Here is a 19,146-nt window from a genome sequence, read left to right as displayed (position 1 = left end):
TATTTAAGATTAAAATGGTAGATCATCATCATTAATGTCAATCGGTTTGCCATCATTAGCAAACGGATCATCATTCATGCCACCTTGATTTCCCTGGTTTCCTTGGTAACCTGAATTACCTTGGCTCCCTTGATTTCCTTGAAAACCTTGGCTGCCTTGACCAGATCCTTGATTCGGAGGATTTTGATAACCATTATTGCCTTGTCCATAACCACCGCCACCAAATTGGTCCCGATTTCCACCTGAACCACCAGATGCTCCACGTGGCTCTAAGAATTGAACGCTATCAGCAACAACTTCTGTTACAAAAACTCTGCGCCCTTCATTATTATCAAAGCTACGTGATTGAATGCGACCATCAACGCCAGCAAGACTACCCTTTTTCAAGTAATTTGCAACGTTTTCAGCTGGTTTTCTCCAAATTACACAATTAATGAAGTCCGCTTCACGTTCACCTTGTTGATTCGAAAATGGGCGATTTACAGCAAGTGTAAAGGATGCAACAGCAGTCCCATTCGCTGTATAACGTAATTCAGGATCTTTTGTTAAGCGGCCGACTAAAACAACTCGGTTAATCATCCGAATTCCTCCCCGAAACTAATCTATATCTATAACCTATTCTTCTTCACGAACGACAATATGGCGTAAAATGTTGTCGTTGATTCGAACTAGTCGATTGAATTCATCAATAGCTTGAATTGGAGCATTTACGTTTAATAAAACGTAGTAACCCTCTTTAAAGTCATTGATTTCGTAAGCTAAACGACGCTTACCTTTTTCCTCAACTTTTTCAACTTCAGCGCCATTGTCCGTTAAAATCGTATTGAAACGCTCAACAACTTCTTTCGTTGCAGCTTCTTCAAGATTTGGACGTACAATGTACATAATTTCGTACTTGCGCATGTATAGTCACCTCCTTTTGGTCTAAGGCCCCCCTAAATGAGGAGCAAGGAGCAAAATTAATCTGTTATTGCTCGCAATTGTCAATTATAGCAGAATAGACATAGATACACAAGAACATACGAGAATTTCTTTTTTGATAATATTTTTAACGATCATTATTTGAAATTAATAACTAATAAATAGACTATTATAGAAAAAAAGTTGACAGGAGTTGTCCTCCTACCAACTTTCTATCGAAATTATACATTAAACATTAAATCTAAAATGAATAACGTCTCCATCTTGAACAATGTACTCTTTACCTTCTAATCTTACTTTCCCATTTTCTTTTGCAACTGACATGGATCCAGTTTGAATTAAATCATCATAAGAAACTACTTCAGCTCGGATAAAGCCGCGCTCAAAGTCTGTATGAATAACCCCTGCAGCTTGTGGTGCTTTTGTACCTTTGCGTATTGTCCATGCACGTACTTCTTGTTTTCCAGCCGTAAAATATGTTTCTAAGCCTAACAAAGTGTATGCAGCTTTAATTAACTGATCTAAACCAGATTCTTCAATTCCTAGTTCTTTTAAAAACTCTTCTTTTTCTTCTCCATCTAATTCGGCAATCTCTGATTCAATTTTCGCACAAACTACTATTACTTCAGATCCTTCTCCTGCAGCAAAATCCTTCACTTTTTGAACATATGGGTTAGAATCAGCATCTAATATTTCATCTTCACTGACGTTTGCCGCATATAAAACAGGTTTCATCGTTAATAAATGAAGTCCTTTTGCGATTTTCATCTGATCTGTAGACAATTCAACACTTCTAGCTGGCTTTTCCTCTTCAAAAGCTTGTTGAAGCTTCTCTAGTACTTCCAACTCAGCCATTGATTCTTTGTCTTTTTGCTTTGCCATTTTGCCAACTCGTCCAATTCGCTTTTCCACAGACTCTAAGTCTGCAAGAATTAATTCTAAATTGATAATTTGAATATCTCGAATAGGATCAACACTACCTGACACGTGAGTGATATTGTCATCTACAAAACAACGAACGACATGAGAAATAGCATCTACTTGGCGAATATGAGATAAAAACTTGTTTCCCAATCCTTCCCCTTTACTTGCACCCTCTACAATTCCTGCAATATCAGTGAACTCAAATGCAGTTGGAACTGTTTTTTTCGGCTCCACAAGTTCTGTTAGCTTATCTAAACGATGATCAGGAACTTCAACAATCCCTACATTCGGATCAATTGTACAAAATGGGTAGTTTGCTGATTCAGCACCTGCTTGTGTTATTGCATTAAATAATGTAGACTTCCCTACATTCGGTAAGCCTACAATTCCTGTTGTTAAAGCCATTTAAATTGCCCCTTTATCTAATTACATTTTATTCCGTATTATATATCCTTATCAATTATAGTTATTGTAATGAAAAAGCGCAAGGACACATCTTCTTGTAAATACACCAAGAATATATGCAAGTTTGTCGTACTTAAAACTTACCTACTAGTCTAACTTTGTTGGTTTTATTTCATTCGCTGCAACCTGATCGCGTTCCTATTGGGAAATGCCGAACTCCCTTATGTACAAGCACCTACGTAATCTGGCCTATGCTCTGATTCCACTGAAACTGATGTCTCACTGTTATCGCTCTTTCATAAATTATGGTTTGATTTAAAACACAAATAAGGCAAACTCAAAATGATATAGTTTCACTCGAGCTTACCTCTTCCATCCTTTTTTTCTATAGAGACGAAGCATTCATACTGAATACTCCCCTTTCCCATATCAGATTGGCCACTTGGTGTAAGAACATTAACACTGCCACCGAATTTATCCCATTGTCCTTCATCAATATTTATTGTATCGTCGTAAATACCAGAGTCTATATGAACTATTCCAACTAAGGATCCTAGGTCGTTTTTCACTGTCACCTTATCTCCGTTTTTCAAATCGTATCTCTTTGCGATATTTTCTGATACATTTACTTTATTGCATGTAGATTTATTAAGTAAAGGATAATGTTGGGAATGATTTGATTGCAATGGATGTAACGATAATAATCGATACGGATATCTCTTCTCTCGCTTGCTTTTCATGGTTTCCTCATTTGGATGTTCCACAAAAATAGTTGGTTCTTCCCCTTCACCCTCTGCTTTGTTTGAGTAAAACTCATATTTTTCTGAAGGAGTTTGAAATAAATAGTTTCTCCAAGGAATGTCTTCCACTGGTAATTTAAGAAACCCTATTTCTTTTAATTTATCCAAATCAAACCCTTTATCGCGTAATCTTTTTGTTCCTAAAAGAAACCATTCTTCTATTGTGTAACGAAAGTCCTCTCCAAAGCCTAATAACTTTGCTAACTCCGTCCAAATCCATAAATCAGACTTTGCTTCACCTGGTGGTTCTACTAATTTAGGTCCATAGTTTGCATAACTATGATACATAGATGCATAATATATATCTTCTTCTTCAAAAACGGTTGTAGTCGGTAACAAATAATTTGCTAATTGGGCAGTATCTGTCATATAGTGGTCCATTACTACCACTGTTTCCACTCTTCCAAAAGCTTTCTTTGCTACATTCGTATCTGGAAGTTGTGTAAGTGGATTGCTCCTACTAACAAAAGCTACTTTAATTGGTGGATCAGTAACATGAAGTATTTTAGAACCTTGATTCATGCGCGTGAAATTTCGTATCTCCGCTTGTCTATCTCGCAAAGCTAACTCACTTACATCAAATGATTGTCCAACAGGCAAATTCCCATAGTTGACTCCACCACCTGGTATGCCAATATTTCCGCTAATAGCTGCTAACGCATCAATAAGGCGTATCGTATTTCCCCCATTTTTATACCGTTGCATACCTAAGCCTAAATATGTGGAAGTTGGACCTTCAACATAAATTTTTGCTAATTCTTCTACTATTTTTCTCTCTACACCAGTTTTAGCTAAAATATCATCTATCTCATATTTATTTAGTTCTTCATAAAGGGTTTCAAAGCCTATAGAATGGTTTTCTATAAAACTTTGATTCTCCCATTTTTTATCTAGAATCACCTTCATGATTGCTGCCGCCAAATATCCATCAGATCCAGGACGTAATGGTATAAAAGAATCAGCAATTTTAGCCGTTTTATTTTTAATAGGGTCAATAACAATAATTTGCGTTCCTTTTTTCTTAACTTCTAGTAAGTATTTATATAAATGGATGTTCGTTCGCGACACATTACGGCCCCATATTACAACGTTACGACTGTTTAGAATATCGGCTGGAGAGTGAGATGCACTATTACCAAAATCCCGTATTTGGGCTTCTATTCCAGCTCCCCAACATAAGCTCCCCTCGACTTTCGTATATCCTCCGAATGCACGAAAAAAACGTTCATCTACACTTTTTAATAAGCCATTATTTGCATAATCATGACTGTGTAATATAGAGGTTGGTCCATGAGAATCTTTTGCTTGTTCCATTTTGAATGCTATTTCAAGTAAGGCTTGTTCCCATGAAATTATTTCCCATTTTCCTTTAATCTTTTTTAAGGGGAATTGTACTCTATTTGGGTCATTTGTTTTATTTACAAGCATGACTCCTCGATTGCAAATTTTTCCTTTTGTTATGGGATGTTCCTTATTGCCAGATACTTTCTCGATTTTTTTATCTTTTATTTTCACTTGAAAACTACAAGTATCCCAACAATTAAGTGGGCATGCTGATATATTTGTTGATACAGTATTACTTGTCTCCATGATATTCTATTACTCGCTTCATTTTTTTTGTGAACTCTTTCCTTGGCAACATTACACTATGATCGCACTTACAACATTTGATTCGAATATCCATCCCTAAGCGAATAATTTCCCACTTATTTTCACCGCACGGGTGAGGTTTCTTCATTTCTACTTTATCATGTAGATTAAATGTTTTTTCTCCCATACGAATCTACCCCTATCGTTTCTTTGTAGTGATTATACTACATCTAATTAGTCTAGTGCTAGTTGCCTATCTTAGCCAACAGAATGATTATCAAACCTGTGAGCGATAGGATGTAGGAGAATAGATGCTAATATATATAAATTTAAGACACCATAGAGAGGATATAAGATTGATATAAGCTTTGAAAAACCGATTGTCGTTAGTGGAATCATAAACAAAAGCAAACAGAATGAAAGCAGCCAAAATGGAAGTTTTGTATATTCAGATAACCGGGTACATAAACCTAAAATACCAGACGCTGCTGTTGTATATATTGCAGCCCACAATAACCCTGACATTACTAAAACCATGAAGTATGGGTAGTGTTTTAAAATTGCAAACAAAGGTATTTCATATAGCATTACTTCATTAGCTACTTTTAGCAAAGAATCGTTGTATAATAACGATATAGAACCAAGAATAACAGCACTTCCTAAACTTGCAATTAACATTTCACCTTTATGTTTTATTTTATGTCCTATTGCAGCTATCACGGCTACTAAAGGTAATATATTTAAAGCCGTAAAAGTAAATGCCGCAGGCCAGTTTCTTTGGTGAGATGCCTCCATTTCTATGGAAAAACCAGTGGTAAACTGAAATACTACTAACGTGCCAACTAAAAATGTTATTAGTATCGGGATTATCATTGCATTCATCGAAGTCATTCCATTTATCCCCCAAATGAATAACAAAACTAACAAACTAGAAATGATAACAACTCCATACCAATATGGAATATGAATCGCCTCTAACGTAGCTCCACCACCAGCAATCATTATAACGGTTGTGGAGAATAAATAAAGAATTATCATTCCATCATATACGCCAGTTAGCTTAACACCCATTAACTCTCGTAATATTGGAATATAGTGTTTTGACTGCTTCTCATAACTTATTTTCATAATTACATAACAACATATGAAAAATAAAATGGAAAACAAAACAATTGCCAACGTACTTTCAGAGCCAAAAAACTGCCATAGCTCCCTTCCTGAAGCATATCCCGCTCCAATCATCGTTCCTATTATCAAAAACATCCATTTTAAACCTGATAGCCACATCTCGTTCCCTCTCTTTTTTTCATATTTGATGTATAGATTAAAAAAAGTTTCCGTATACTGTTACTATTATTTAAGAAATGAGGGTTGTATGATGGTTTCTGGACAACTTTTTTCACAAAAAAGAAATAATCCATTTCGTGTTCATATGAAACAGCCTATAGTTACTAGTTTAATGGCGAAAAAAATATATACATTATTGCCAAAAAATCTAGAACAACAAATTATTATTCTATGTATTGGAACTGATAGATCTACAGGAGATAGTTTAGGACCATTAATAGGAACAAAGTTATTAGAACGAGCTTTTAACCAATTTCCGATTTATGGAACCCTCAATGAACCTGTGCATGCAAAAAACCTAGATGAAACATTAGCTATTATTCAAGAGAACTATGAAGATCCGTTTATTTTAGCGATTGACGCTTGTTTAGGACGATCACAAAGTGTTGGATATATGACAGTGGCAGATGGCCCCTTACAACCAGGAACAGCAGTAAACAAGAAATTACCATCTGTTGGAGATATACATATCACGGGGATTGTTAATGTGAATGGTTTTATGGAAATGATGGTGCTTCAAAATACAAGGCTATCGATAGTTATGGATATGGCAGATATTATCTCGCGTGCTATTGCACGTTCTGCCCGTTGGAGAGAAACAAATCCTAATTGGTTAACAACATCACTTAAGAGAGAAAATTTCATTTGAAACATATTCTTTTATAGTCGGCCATATATGGACAAATTTTACTAGATCAATGTAAGTCTCAATTCTATAACTAATCTCCCTATCATATACTACTAAATATAATAACAAATGTAGTAGCTCTCATTTTATACACTAAACATCATGGTAGATGTATTTATCATTTTGGTTTGATTCAAGTCGTTTTATGTATTCGATGTACAAAAAACTTAGGCTATGATAAACGCTGATGTTGATTTTTACTGCAGTTCACTCACTTTTGCCCTAAGATGCTCGCACCTTCTGTAAAAATCATCATCCACAAAATTATCACTATGCTTTAACATAGTCAAAATTAAAAGACGAGATTTCTTTCATCACAGATAGTGATAACTCGTCTTTTTTGTTAAATAGTAGGGATAAAATGTAGAATAATTACCAGTATTACTGTTATAAATATAGCTGGTAATAAATTTGCTATCCTTATTTTTGGTATACCTAGCAAATTAAGTCCAATACCTATAATCATAATACCACCAACTGCTGTTATTGCACTTATAAATTGTTCAAGAACTTGTTCAGGAATCAGTTGTACGATAAAGGTAGCTGATAAGGCAATTGCACCTTGATATACTATTACTGGTATTGCAGAAAACATTACTCCTATACCTAACGTAGCTGCAAAAACTATAGAGGAAAAGCCATCCAATACTGATTTTGTATACAGAACTGAGTGATCATTTCTAAACCCGCTATCAAGCGCACCAATGATCGCCATAGCCCCTACTACAAATAATAAGGTAGCTGCAACAAAACCCTCTGCAAGTTTGCCTTCTGAATTCTTTTTCATTTTCTTTTCCATCCAGTTACCTAACTCGTTTAGCTTACCCTCTAGATTCCATCGCTCCCCTAATACACCACCTAAAGCTAAACTAACTATTACAACTAAAAATTGTTCCCCTTTTAATGCCATTGTAAATCCTAATACAACAACCGCTAGCCCAATTGCTTTCATTACAGTATCTTTCATACTTTCTGAGAAATGCCTTAACTTTATTCCAAGCCATGCACCTAATATAATTGCAAGACCATTTACTAACGTTCCTAGTAATACCATTACTTTCTCCCCTTAGACAATTATCAGTAAAAAACCTTCAGAAAAAAATGACCATCTTATGGATGGCCATCCTTGTTAAATTTCCTCTTCTTCATTTATAAGATGTAAAATTCTTTCTAAATCTTCATCCGAGAAAAATTCAATTTCAATCCTGCCCTTTTTCTTTCCTTTTTTTATCTGGACATTCGTACCAAAGTACTCTTTTAAGGATGACTCTCTTTCTCGAAGGAATGGTGACAACGATTTTTTTGGTTTTGTTTCACGTGAAACATTTTTGTTTAATTGTTGAACCAATTCTTCTAGTTGTCTAACACTCAGTCTTTCTTTGATTAATCTTTGAGTGATCTGTGGAATTTGATCTTTGTTATTTAATCCTAATAAAGCACGACCATGCCCCATACTAACCTTACCTTCAGCAATAAACTGTTGAGTAAGTTCCGGTAATTGCAATAACCGAACATGATTAGCTATGTGTGGACGGCTTTTTCCAAGTCTTTTTGATAGTTCTTCTTGTGTTACTTGAAGGTGTTCCATTAGTTTTTGGTATGCTTTTGCTTCCTCAAGAGGATTTAAGTCTTCTCTTTGAAGATTTTCAATAAGTGCAATCTCCATCATTTGATCTTCTGTCAAATCACGAACAACTGCAGGAATAACTTCTAGATTTGCTTCCGTAGCTGCACGGTATCGTCTCTCACCTACTACAATTTCATATCCTTTAATACTTTTTCTAACAATAATAGGTTGCAAAATCCCATGCTGTTTTACCGATTCTTTTAATTCTGAGATAGCTTCTGGTGTAAATGTTTTTCTAGGTTGATAGGGATTCGGTCTGAGTTCAGAAAGTTTTATTTCCTGAACTTGTTCCTCTTTATTATTTTCTGCCTCTGGAAAAAAAGCACTAATTCCTTTTCCTAAGCCTCTAGCCATGACTCATCACTTCCTTCGCTAAGTCAACGTATACTTCCGCTCCTCTGGACTTCGGATCGTATGTAATAATTGGCTCTCCGTGACTAGGAGCTTCTCCCAAGCGAACATTTCTTGGAATTATTGTTTGAAAAACTTTTTCTCTGAAATATTTTTTTACTTCTTCAATTACTTGAATGCCTAAGTTAGTTCGTGCATCCAACATAGTTAAAAGTACACCTTCAATTTCTAATTCATGATTTAAGTGTTTTTGTACTAACCTTACCGTATTAAGAAGCTGACTTAGTCCTTCTAATGCATAATATTCACACTGAACAGGAATTAAAACTGAATCAGATGCTGTTAAAGAGTTAATTGTTAAAAGACCTAGTGAAGGGGGACAATCGATAACAACGTAATCATATTGCTCTTTTACCTTCTCAATTGCACGCTTTAACCGGACTTCCCTGGAAATGGTAGGAACTAACTCTATTTCTGCACCTGCTAACTGTATTGTCGAAGGAAGGATATGAAGATTGTCAACACTTGTTGGAATTATGACATCTTGTGCACTCTTATCTTCTACCAAGACGTTATATATACAATTATCTACATCACCTTTATCTATACCTACACCACTTGTTGTGTTTCCTTGAGGATCAATGTCAATTAGTAACGTTTTCTTACCCAAATGAGCGAGACACGCACTTAAATTCACTGACGTCGTTGTTTTTCCAACTCCACCTTTTTGGTTTGCAATGGCTATGACTCTTCCCATCATGTCACCTACCTTACTTCATTCGCTCAATATCCTTGCGTATTTTTATGAACTGCTTTCTATTTTATCATGAAACTTACTATTAGAATGTATTGATATGACAAAAAAATAAAAAAATCTACTAATTTAGCAAGTTTAAAAGTAAAAACTTGTTCAATTGGCGACATATTCGATTCCGTTGTAGAATATGTTCTATCTCAATAAAGAGTAATATCAGATAAAAAATGCAAAAATAACGCATTCGTCTTATGACGAATGCTAAAGTATGTCGTATAAAACTATAAATATTATTTCGGGATTTTAATAGTAAACTGATAATAATCATCGTGTTCTTCTTCTGATGTATCTACATTCATTCCTGTTTGGACAACCATGTCTACTGATTTACGAATTGTATTCATAGCCAATCTCATATCTTTAGAAACACCTTTTCTAATAGGTTTCTTTTTTACTACTTTTCCTTCTAGTAGCTTTTTAATTGCTTCTTCTGTCTGTTTCACGTTTAATTCTTCTTTAATAATACGCTGAAGTAATTTCTCTTGTTGTTCTACATTTTTTAAGACTATTAAGGCACGAGCATGTCGCTCACTTATCTGTCTGTTTAATAAAGCGTCTTGAACAGTTTGTGGTAAGTGAAGCAAACGAAGTTTATTTGCAATGGTAGATTGTCCTTTTCCTAACCTTTGAGCTAAACTTTCTTGTGTCAAATTATGAATTTCTAAGAGTTTTGCATAAGCAATAGCTTCCTCAATAGAAGTTAGTCCTTCTCTTTGTAAATTTTCAATAAGGGCTACTGATGCTGTCTGAGAATCATTGAACTCCTTAATTACAGCAGGAATGGTTTCCCATCCAAGTCTTTTAACTGCTCTCCAACGTCTTTCCCCAGCAATTATCTCATACTGATCATCCCTAATTCTTAAAACAATTGGTTGAATGATACCATGAGTTTTAATTGTTTGTGCTAATTCATCAATTCGCTCATCTTGAAAAACCGTTCTTGGTTGGTACCTATTAGGTACAATTTCTTCTACTGGTATTTGATGAACTTCCTCTTTCTCAGAATTAACTACTTCTTCATTTTCTTTCTCATTTAAACCGAAAAAACGGGTAAATGGTTGCTTCATGGCCGACACCACCTTAAGAAAAACTCCCTCCTTCATAAAGTTCGAGATAGATGAATAGATTCCTGCAAATTTAGGATTTATTTACAAAGAGTCATAAGAATTGATTTCTCGAAATCTATGTAGAGCGTTTTATTCTATTATACACCATTTTTCACATATATGAAGAATTGGCTATTTTTTCAGGTTATTATCATTTTTTTATTTGATACCTTTACTAATGAACTTATTATTCTCTGATATTTTCCATTTTATTTGCTTCTGTTAAACGTAGATGTTGATTTTCACTTCAGGTTGCTCGCTTTCCTAGGGTGATCCGCACGCCTCCTCGGTCGTTACCTCCCTACGGGGTCTCGCCTTGCCCGTTTCCCACAGGAATCTCGTATCTTCCGTAAAAATCAACATTGTATAGATATAGCAACTTTATCCTTTCACAAAGCCATTCATTTAAAAATTCACCTTAAATGTTCCACGTGAAACATTCTAGTCTGTTTTCATTATAAAGGTTGTTTATTAGGTGTACCTGGCTTCCTAGGAAACTTATTAGATGTTTCTTTTACCTTTTTTATGATTATAATAGATCTTTCACTTTCTTCATTAGGTAGTTTAAATGAATGATCCTCTACATTTTTTCCGCCTAGGAGTTTAATTGCCTTCTCTCCATCTTTTATTTCCTCGTTCGCTCCCGCACCTTTCATTGCAATAAAGAAACCGTTCTTCTTTACAAGAGGTAAACATAATTCGGCTAATACTGGTAAACGGGCAACAGCTCTTGCTAAAACAATATCATACATTTCTCTATGCTCTTTATTTCTACCGAATATCTCTGCACGATCATGATAGAAAGATACATTTACTAAATTAAGTTCTTCAGCTAAAGCGTTTAAAAAAGTGATACGTTTATTTAATGAGTCCACAATTGATACTTCTAGATTCGGAAAACAAATTTTAAGTGGAACACTTGGGAACCCCGCTCCTGCACCAACATCTACAATTTTTATTGACTCTCCGAAGTTATGATAAAATGCAACAGAAATGGAATCATAAAAATGTTTTAAATACACTTCTTGCTTTTCAGTAATTGCAGTTAAATTCATTCGCTCATTCCAACTTACTAATAACTTATAGTAGCTTTCAAATTGACTCATTTGTATATCTGTTAAAATAATACCTTTTTCTTTCAATGCATCTTTAAATTGATGTTCATTCAACGTACTAACCACCTTTTCACCTTATGTAAAAACAGATAGAGAGAAAGCATCATAGTTTTTATGATGCTTTCATGTGTTCCGTTTAATCAAGTTATTTACTGTACCCTTTTCAATCTCCCCTGTTCCAAATAAACAAGAAGGACGGAAACATCAGAAGGATTGACCCCAGATACTCGTGAGGCTTGCGCTACAGATAATGGACGTACTTCAGATAGCTTTTGTCTTGCTTCCATAGCTAAACCACTGATTGCATGATAATCCAGATCTTCCGGAAGTTTTTTGTTTTCCATTTTTTTTAAACGTTGCACCTGTTCTAGTTGCTTCGTAATATATCCCTCATATTTCACTTGTATTTCGACTTGCTCTGCTACATCTTCCTCTAATGCTTTTTCAGGAGGAACAATTTCAGCTATATGTCTATATAAAATTTCTGGTCTTTTTAATAAAACCTTAGCATGCATTGCATCTTTTAAAGGAGTAGATCCAGCTTTTTCGAGTATTTTCTGTGTTTCTTCCGTTACTTTAATTACTGTTCCTTCAAGACGTCCAATTTCTTCCTGAATCTTTGCTTTTTTTGTTAAAAACTTTTTGAATCTTTCCTCAGAAATTAACCCAATCTCATAACCTTTTTCAGTCAATCGTAAATCAGCATTATCATGACGTAAAAGTAAACGATATTCTGCTCTAGAAGTTAATAAACGATAAGGTTCATTTGTTCCTTTTGTTACAAGATCATCAATTAACACACCAATATATGCTTCGGATCGATCCAAAATAAGAGGATCTTTCTTTTGAGCTTTTCTTGCTGCATTAATACCTGCCATAACACCTTGTCCTGCTGCCTCTTCATAACCACTTGTTCCATTTATTTGTCCAGCTGTAAATAGCCCTTTGATCTTTTTTGTTTCAAGAGATGGCCATAACTGTGTTGGAACAATTGCATCATATTCAATTGCATAACCAGAACGCATCATTCGAACATTTTCAAGACCTGGTATTGTTTTTAAAATATTTCTTTGAACATCTTCTGGAAGACTAGTGGATAATCCTTGAACATATACTTCCTTTGTATTACGTCCTTCAGGCTCTAAAAATATTTGATGTCGAGGTTTGTCGTTAAATCGAACAATTTTATCTTCAATAGAGGGACAATATCTCGGTCCTGTTCCTTCAATCATTCCAGAATACATAGGAGAACGGTGAAGATTATCGTTAATTAGTTGATGTGTTTCTTCACTTGTATATGTTAACCAACAAGGTAATTGGTCCGTAATAAATTTTGTTGTCTCATAAGAAAAGGCTCTCGGTACATCATCACCAGGTTGTATTTCGGTTTTCGAATAATCTATGGATTGACTATTTACGCGTGGTGGTGTTCCAGTTTTAAATCGAACCAAATCGAACCCAAGTTCCTGTAAATGATAGGATAGATTTATGGAAGGCTGTTGATTATTAGGTCCACTTTCATACGCAAGATCACCTATAATAACCTTTCCTCTAAGATACGTTCCCGTCGTGATGACAACAGCTTCAGCACGATACTCCGCTCCTGTTTGTGTAATAACACCTTTCACTTCATCATTTTCAATGAGTAACCGTTCCACCATTCCTTGACAAAGCAATAAATTATCTGTTTCTTCAATCGTTTGCTTCATTTCATGCTGATATAGATATTTATCTGCTTGTGCACGAAGAGCTCGAACAGCAGGACCTTTCCCTGTGTTCAGCATTCTCATTTGGATATGGGTTTTATCGATATTTTTCCCCATTTCTCCACCAAGCGCATCAATTTCTCTAACAACAATTCCTTTAGCCGGGCCCCCTACAGACGGGTTACAAGGCATATATGCTACCGCATCTAGGTTCAATGTTAATATTAATGTACTAGCTCCCATTCTTGCTGCTGCAAGACCTGCTTCTACACCTGCGTGACCCGCACCAATAACAATTACATCATAATCTCCACCGTGATAACTCATATAAATTTCCCCTCCTTTATCGGTAATTCATTTTACTTTCATCTTTACTTACACTCATACCATTTATTTACCTAGACAAAACTGGGAAAACAATTGATCAATGAGACTTTCGTGTACACTATCTCCAATTACCTCACCTAATAATTCCCATGTTTTTGTTATGTCTATTTGAATCATATCTACTGGCATATTATAATCTATTGCTTCAAGTGCGTCATTTACTGATTTTTTGGCTTGGTTTAATAAAGCAATGTGCCTAGAATTGGAGACATACGTTAAATCACTAGCCTCTAATCCCCCTTGGAAAAATAATGTCTTAATTGCTTCCTCTAATTCTTCCACTCCTTCATCCTTTAATAAGGACGTTGTTACTAGTGGATCCGTTCCAATAAGAGCTTTTACACGCCCCATATTTATTTCTTGTGGTAAATCTGTTTTATTGATGATGACGATTCTGTCTCTTCCTTCGCTAATTGTAAAGAGCTCTTCATCAGAGTCTGATAATGCTTCATTATTATTTAATACTAAAAGAACTAGCTCTGCATCAGATATAACTTTTCGAGATCTTTCTACTCCTATTTTTTCCACAATATCCTCTGTTTCACGAATTCCTGCAGTATCTAATAAACGAAGAGGAACTCCTCTTACATTAACATATTCTTCAATGACATCTCGCGTTGTTCCTGCTATTTCTGTAACAATAGCTTTATTTTCATGTACTAAACTATTTAGGAGAGAAGATTTCCCTACATTAGGTCTACCAATAATAACTGTAGCTAGACCATCTCTCAAAATTTTTCCTTGTTGTGCTGTTTGTAGCAACTTATCTATATCATCTTTTACAAACTGTGCTTTTTCTTTTAGTATTTCCAACGTCATTTCTTCTGCATCATATTCAGGATAATCTATGTTTACTTCCACATGTGCTACCGTTTCTAATAATGCTTGACGAAGCTTTTGGATTCTTTTTGATAATTTTCCTTCTACTTGTGCCATTGCAACATTCATAGCACGATCAGTCTTGGCACGGATTAAGTCCATTACTCCTTCAGCTTGTGACAAGTCTATTCGCCCGTTTAAAAAGGCACGCTTTGTAAACTCACCAGGTTCAGCAAGTCTTGCTCCTGCATTTATAACTAATTGAAGAATTCGATTTACAGATACGATTCCTCCATGACAATTTATTTCGACCATATTTTCTCTAGTAAACGTTCTAGGTGCTAGCAATACGGAAACCATTACTTCTTCAATTTTTTCACCTGAATCGGGATCAACAATATATCCATAATTGATTGTATGGCTTTCTACCTCTCTAAGCGATGTTTTTCCTTTATAGATAAGATCTGAGATCTCAACTGCTTTCTCACCACTAACTCGGACAATTGCAATTGCTCCCTCTCCCATTGGCGTGGAAATTGCTGAAATTGTATCCATTTCCATCTACTACACCTCCTCACTCAATTCTATATTTTCAATGGAAACCTTATACATCTTCCCAAATAAATAGAATACCACAAAGCTCCCTTTGAAAAAAGTAACTTATACACAGATCTTCATTTCCATCATTGGCAATATTACTACTTTTCATCCACATGGATAGTTTTTTACACCTAGAAATAATTATCCACATGTGGATAGTTGAATTTTATTTCCAAATCTATATTTACAAGAAACAGGTTTTCACACTTTGTGGATAAGTATAACTTTTACCCCTGGGGTGAAAGGATTGGGCTAAAGCGAATGGTATACAAACAAAATCCGTAAAACTAGGTAAATTACTACCTATGAGAATACATATTTTTGTGCAGACAAAAAAAGGTGTGCACTAAAAGTCAAAATTGACTTTTAGTGCACACCTTTACATTCTTTTATGACTGTTTTTTTATCTAGGGGCAACTACAATGCGGCGATTTGGTTCTTCACCATCAGAATACGTAGAAATCCCTTTAACATTTTGCAAAGTCGTATGAATTATTTTACGCTCATGGGCATTCATCGGCTCTAGTCTCACTTCACGTTTCGTTCGAAGTGCTTTATTACTTAGTCTAACGGCTAAAGTTTCTAAAGCTTCTTTTCGTCTATCGCGATACCCTTCTGCATCAAGAAAAATACGAATATAGTTTTCAGATTGACGGTTAGCAACCAAATTTACTAAATACTGCAGCGAGTCTAACGTCTGTCCTCTTTTGCCAATTAGCACGCCAATATCTACACCAGTAATATTTAAGAATATACCTTCAGATCTTTCTTCTTTATCAACACTAGCGGAAACGCCCATTTTATCAATAGTATCTCGTAAAAATACAATTGCTTCCTTAATTGGATCAGGTTTTACTTGTACTTCTACAACAGCTGGTTTTCCACCTAGTATTCCAAAAAAACCTTTTTGAGGTTCTTCAACTACTTTCACTTCTACTTGTTCTCTTGTAGTTTGAAGTTTTGACAATCCTAATTCAATAGCTTCTTCCACCGTTTTCCCTGATACAGTCACTTTTCTCACTTATTTTTCGCTCCCCCTGTTTTAGGCTCTTTATCTTTACCTACATTAGGTCCAGTAATAAAATACGTTTGAACGATCATAAACAAGTTACCAATTACCCAGTACAATGCAAGAGCTGCTGGGAAAAATGCTGCAAAAGCAATAATCATAATTGGCATTAGATACATCATCATTCGCATCTGAGGGTTGTCTGTTATCATCATCATTTTTTGTTGAATAAAAGTTGTTGCCCCTGCGACTAAAGGTAAAATAAAATAAGGATCTGCTTGTCCAAGTTCAAACCATAAAAACATTTGTGGCTCTGCAACAAAAGTAGGATCAACCTCAGGGTTAATTTGAGGTGTTCTTATAATTGCATGATAAAAAGCAATTAAGATAGGCATTTGAACCAAAATTGGTAAACAACCAGCTAACGGATTAACACCGTGTTTTTGGAATAAAGCCATTGTTTCTTGTTGTAATTTTTGTTGAGTCTGTTGATCTTTTGCGCTGTATTCTTCACGTAATTTTTGCATTTCAGGTTGTATTGCTTGCATTGCTTTCGTACTTTTTGTTTGTTTGATCATTAAAGGTAAAATCAAAATACGAAGCAGAATCGTAACGATAATAATTGCTAGTCCAAAACTATTTCCTAATGCATCAGCAATTGTAATCATTAACCACGAAAGAGGATATACAAAATACGAATCCCAAATTCCTTCTCTCGCCTCATTAATCGGTTGATCGATATTGAAACAACCGGTCATAACCAACATTAAACCTACTAGTAGTAATATTAAACTAATTTTTCTTGCCACACTCGGTCCTCCTAACCTTCCTATCAACATTTATATTAAAACGTCATTCTTTTATGAATGACCAGGAAAACATACAATTATTTTTTTGTTTTACTGTTTTTCTCAGGTACTGGATCAAACCCACCAGGATGAAAAGGTTGACATTTCATTATCCGCTTAAATGTAAGCCATCCACCTTTGAAGATTCCAAACCTGTTAATTGCTTCGAATCCATATTGAGAACAGGTTGGATAAAAACGGCAGCTTGCGGGAGTAAAACGAGAAATAAACTTTTGGTAAAAACGAATAATTCCTAGTAACAACCATTTCACTTACTTCTTCACCTCAAAGCGATCTTTGCACTCTTTTTTTTAACACACCAGATAACTTCAATACATGAGTAATTGAATTTCTAAATTGTTGTAATTCCATATCAATCGTAGGCCTTCTAGCTATAATCACTACATCATAGTTCTTACTTATATCCGGTAATAGTATAGATAATGCTTCCCTCATTAATCTTTTTATACGATTACGAGTAACTGCATTGCCTAACTTTTTACTAACTGATAACCCTATTCGAGCACACTCTTGATCTGCTTTTCTTAAGTAATAAACTACGAATTGTCTGTTAGCTACAGAAGTCCCTTGTTGAAAAATAATCTGAAAATCTTCATTTTTTTTCAAACGGTTCTCTTTTTTCACCAAATAACACCCTCTTACGCTTCTATCAATAATCTATATCTAGTTGATAGAACCCAAATTCCATTATAAAGAAAAAATATGTATTAGGCTACAACAACATCATTATTTCCTTATTTAACATTTACTAGAACTATTTAATAGTATTTAATGAAATACTCTATGTATATGAGTACCATCCTGTATGGATATTGCCTATCCTGAGAAAAGCGCAAGGCGCCCTTTCATGACCGAAATGCAAATGTTCTGGACGATAAAAAGTGCTTTTTACTTTTCATCGTCCTGGTTATTTGACACGAGGTCATAGCGCCTGGAGCTAGACAACTTTCCAAGTCCAAAAATGTTATACTTTCTTATCTTTTGAAAAAAAAGACCACTGAATTATCAGTGGTCTCCTATTATGCAGATAGAACTTTTCTTCCTTTACGACGACGATTTGCAAGGACTTTACGTCCGTTTTTCGTACTCATACGTACACGGAAACCGTGAACTTTTTTGCGCTTACGGTTATTTGGATTAAATGTTGGTTTACCCATCTATAACACCTCCTGCGGGAATATACAATAACGACAGTCTTATAAATTATATGAGAGTAACGTCCTATTGTCAAGATTTACGAATATTTTTTTTATAGACCAAGAAACCCCTTCTTAACATGCATATTACATATTCTTTTTTATAAAACTATTTAGGTCCTCCGGGCAGACATTGTGAAATACAATAATCTATTTAGTTAATTGGTAAAGAGTTTTGTGTTGTGTGAGTAAAATTACACTCGTCAGACAAAAATAATACAAATTAAAAGTTAGCTCTCCATAGCTGTCTGGAAAAACGCGATACAAGAATTTTGGATCTATTGATACTTTATGCCGTACTTAGTATAGAACATTCCATGGAGACGTCCGACTACGTAAATCCAAATGAAACTAGTAATAGGCCAGCTCAACAACAGCATATTTCTTTGACTTGCCTAAGTTAGCACACACCTGGATATTCATCCCTTAAACAAACACTATCTTTAATCCAGCATTGCAAAAAATCTATTATCTCATTCCATTAAAGATGTACAACTAAAATTCTCCGTCCTTGATAACTCCCTTTAAATTTTAATGAATATTATTAGTTCGACTTTTTGTGGACAACTTTCTACAATTTTTTCTATTTTTCCACATTTAATTTCTCTACTTTTACACAGTATCTTGTGTTGTGGATACATTTTAAACACAACCAGTTGAATTATGTGGATAACTTCTATCAATAATTGCCAACAATGACTTTAATTGATATCATAATCTTGTTTTTTTTAGTGGAAAACATGTGGTAGAATATAAACTATCCACAGTTGTGTACAATTATGTGGATAGTTGTTCACCGCTATGAATAACATTGTCCACAGTATTGTGAATTACGTGTATAATCATATTTCTTCTTTATTATATCTTTTTCC

General features: G+C 34.9%; 19 protein-coding genes. 1 reads left to right on the top strand and 18 read right to left on the bottom strand.

Annotation, left to right across the window (positions count from 1 at the left end; all coding sequences use genetic code 11):
• Positions 1–9: 9 nt before the first annotated feature.
• From ssb to ACERII_RS02940, 6 genes are all read right to left on the bottom strand, one after another.
• A complete protein-coding gene (gene ssb, locus ACERII_RS02965; protein ID WP_373639955.1) occupies positions 10–579 on the bottom strand; it encodes a single-stranded DNA-binding protein in 570 nt (189 codons plus the stop codon).
• Positions 580–615: 36 nt separating this feature from the next.
• A complete protein-coding gene (gene rpsF, locus ACERII_RS02960) occupies positions 616–903 on the bottom strand; it encodes a 30S ribosomal protein S6 (RefSeq protein ID WP_373639954.1) in 288 nt (95 codons plus the stop codon).
• A 246-nt stretch (positions 904–1,149) separates the two neighbouring features.
• A complete protein-coding gene (gene ychF / locus ACERII_RS02955; protein ID WP_373639953.1) occupies positions 1,150–2,250 on the bottom strand; it encodes a redox-regulated ATPase YchF in 1,101 nt (366 codons plus the stop codon).
• Between the two features lie 353 nt (positions 2,251–2,603).
• Entirely contained in the window at positions 2,604–4,640 is a 2,037-nt protein-coding gene (locus ACERII_RS02950; RefSeq protein ID WP_373639952.1) for a molybdopterin-dependent oxidoreductase, read from the bottom strand.
• The gene (locus ACERII_RS02945) at positions 4,627–4,827 is read right to left on the bottom strand and encodes a DUF951 domain-containing protein (RefSeq protein ID WP_373639951.1); all 201 of its coding nucleotides are present in this window, start codon (positions 4,825–4,827) and stop codon (positions 4,627–4,629) included. The genes ACERII_RS02950 and ACERII_RS02945 overlap by 14 nt, the downstream gene beginning before the upstream one ends.
• 71 nt (positions 4,828–4,898) lie before the next feature.
• Positions 4,899–5,927, bottom strand: coding sequence for a YkvI family membrane protein (locus ACERII_RS02940; protein WP_373639950.1), 1,029 nt, complete (start codon positions 5,925–5,927; stop codon positions 4,899–4,901).
• Positions 5,928–6,018: 91 nt separating this feature from the next.
• Here ACERII_RS02940 and yyaC point away from each other — a divergent pair, with 91 nt between their 5' ends.
• Positions 6,019–6,636, top strand: coding sequence for a spore protease YyaC (gene yyaC, locus ACERII_RS02935; RefSeq protein ID WP_373639949.1), 618 nt, complete (start codon positions 6,019–6,021; stop codon positions 6,634–6,636).
• A gap of 382 nt (positions 6,637–7,018) precedes the next feature.
• On the opposite strand, the gene ACERII_RS02930 is transcribed toward yyaC, so the two are convergent.
• The 12 genes from ACERII_RS02930 to rpmH all read right to left on the bottom strand — a co-directional run bounded on the left by ACERII_RS02930 (position 7,019) and on the right by rpmH (position 18,235).
• Positions 7,019–7,729, bottom strand: a complete 711-nt coding sequence (locus ACERII_RS02930; protein WP_373639948.1) for a DUF554 domain-containing protein — start codon at positions 7,727–7,729, stop codon at positions 7,019–7,021.
• Between the two features lie 75 nt (positions 7,730–7,804).
• Positions 7,805–8,656, bottom strand: coding sequence for a ParB/RepB/Spo0J family partition protein (locus tag ACERII_RS02925; protein WP_373639947.1), 852 nt, complete (start codon positions 8,654–8,656; stop codon positions 7,805–7,807).
• A complete protein-coding gene (locus ACERII_RS02920) occupies positions 8,649–9,410 on the bottom strand; it encodes a ParA family protein (protein ID WP_373639946.1) in 762 nt (253 codons plus the stop codon). The genes ACERII_RS02925 and ACERII_RS02920 overlap by 8 nt, the downstream gene beginning before the upstream one ends.
• A 287-nt stretch (positions 9,411–9,697) precedes the next feature.
• A complete protein-coding gene (gene noc, locus ACERII_RS02915; protein ID WP_373639945.1) occupies positions 9,698–10,534 on the bottom strand; it encodes a nucleoid occlusion protein in 837 nt (278 codons plus the stop codon).
• A gap of 494 nt (positions 10,535–11,028) precedes the next feature.
• Positions 11,029–11,742, bottom strand: a complete 714-nt coding sequence (gene rsmG, locus ACERII_RS02910; RefSeq protein ID WP_373639944.1) for a 16S rRNA (guanine(527)-N(7))-methyltransferase RsmG — start codon at positions 11,740–11,742, stop codon at positions 11,029–11,031.
• 95 nt (positions 11,743–11,837) lie between these two features.
• Positions 11,838–13,721 carry a tRNA uridine-5-carboxymethylaminomethyl(34) synthesis enzyme MnmG gene (gene mnmG / locus ACERII_RS02905; RefSeq protein ID WP_373639943.1) on the bottom strand — a complete coding sequence of 628 codons (1,884 nt, stop codon included), beginning with the start codon at positions 13,719–13,721 and terminating at the stop codon, positions 11,838–11,840.
• Positions 13,722–13,784: 63 nt separating this feature from the next.
• Complete coding sequence (gene mnmE / locus ACERII_RS02900) at positions 13,785–15,161, bottom strand: tRNA uridine-5-carboxymethylaminomethyl(34) synthesis GTPase MnmE (RefSeq protein ID WP_373639942.1); 1,377 nt, start codon at positions 15,159–15,161, stop codon at positions 13,785–13,787.
• A 442-nt stretch (positions 15,162–15,603) separates the two neighbouring features.
• Complete coding sequence (gene jag, locus ACERII_RS02895) at positions 15,604–16,221, bottom strand: RNA-binding cell elongation regulator Jag/EloR (RefSeq protein ID WP_373639941.1); 618 nt, start codon at positions 16,219–16,221, stop codon at positions 15,604–15,606.
• Positions 16,218–17,018, bottom strand: coding sequence for a YidC family membrane integrase SpoIIIJ (gene spoIIIJ, locus ACERII_RS02890; RefSeq protein WP_373639940.1), 801 nt, complete (start codon positions 17,016–17,018; stop codon positions 16,218–16,220). Before spoIIIJ ends, jag begins: the two co-directional genes overlap by 4 nt.
• 77 nt (positions 17,019–17,095) lie before the next feature.
• The gene (yidD, locus tag ACERII_RS02885) at positions 17,096–17,329 is read right to left on the bottom strand and encodes a membrane protein insertion efficiency factor YidD (protein ID WP_373639939.1); all 234 of its coding nucleotides are present in this window, start codon (positions 17,327–17,329) and stop codon (positions 17,096–17,098) included.
• A 13-nt stretch (positions 17,330–17,342) separates the two neighbouring features.
• Complete coding sequence (rnpA, locus tag ACERII_RS02880) at positions 17,343–17,702, bottom strand: ribonuclease P protein component (RefSeq protein WP_373640196.1); 360 nt, start codon at positions 17,700–17,702, stop codon at positions 17,343–17,345.
• Between the two features lie 395 nt (positions 17,703–18,097).
• The gene (gene rpmH, locus ACERII_RS02875; protein WP_373639938.1) at positions 18,098–18,235 is read right to left on the bottom strand and encodes a 50S ribosomal protein L34; all 138 of its coding nucleotides are present in this window, start codon (positions 18,233–18,235) and stop codon (positions 18,098–18,100) included.
• Between the last annotated feature and the right edge of the window lie 911 nt (positions 18,236–19,146).

Origin of the sequence: Evansella sp. AB-rgal1, from assembly GCF_041820985.1 — a bacterium.
Taxonomy (GTDB): domain Bacteria; phylum Bacillota; class Bacilli; order Bacillales; family Salisediminibacteriaceae; genus Evansella.
This window is presented reverse-complemented; position numbering and strand designations above follow the sequence as displayed.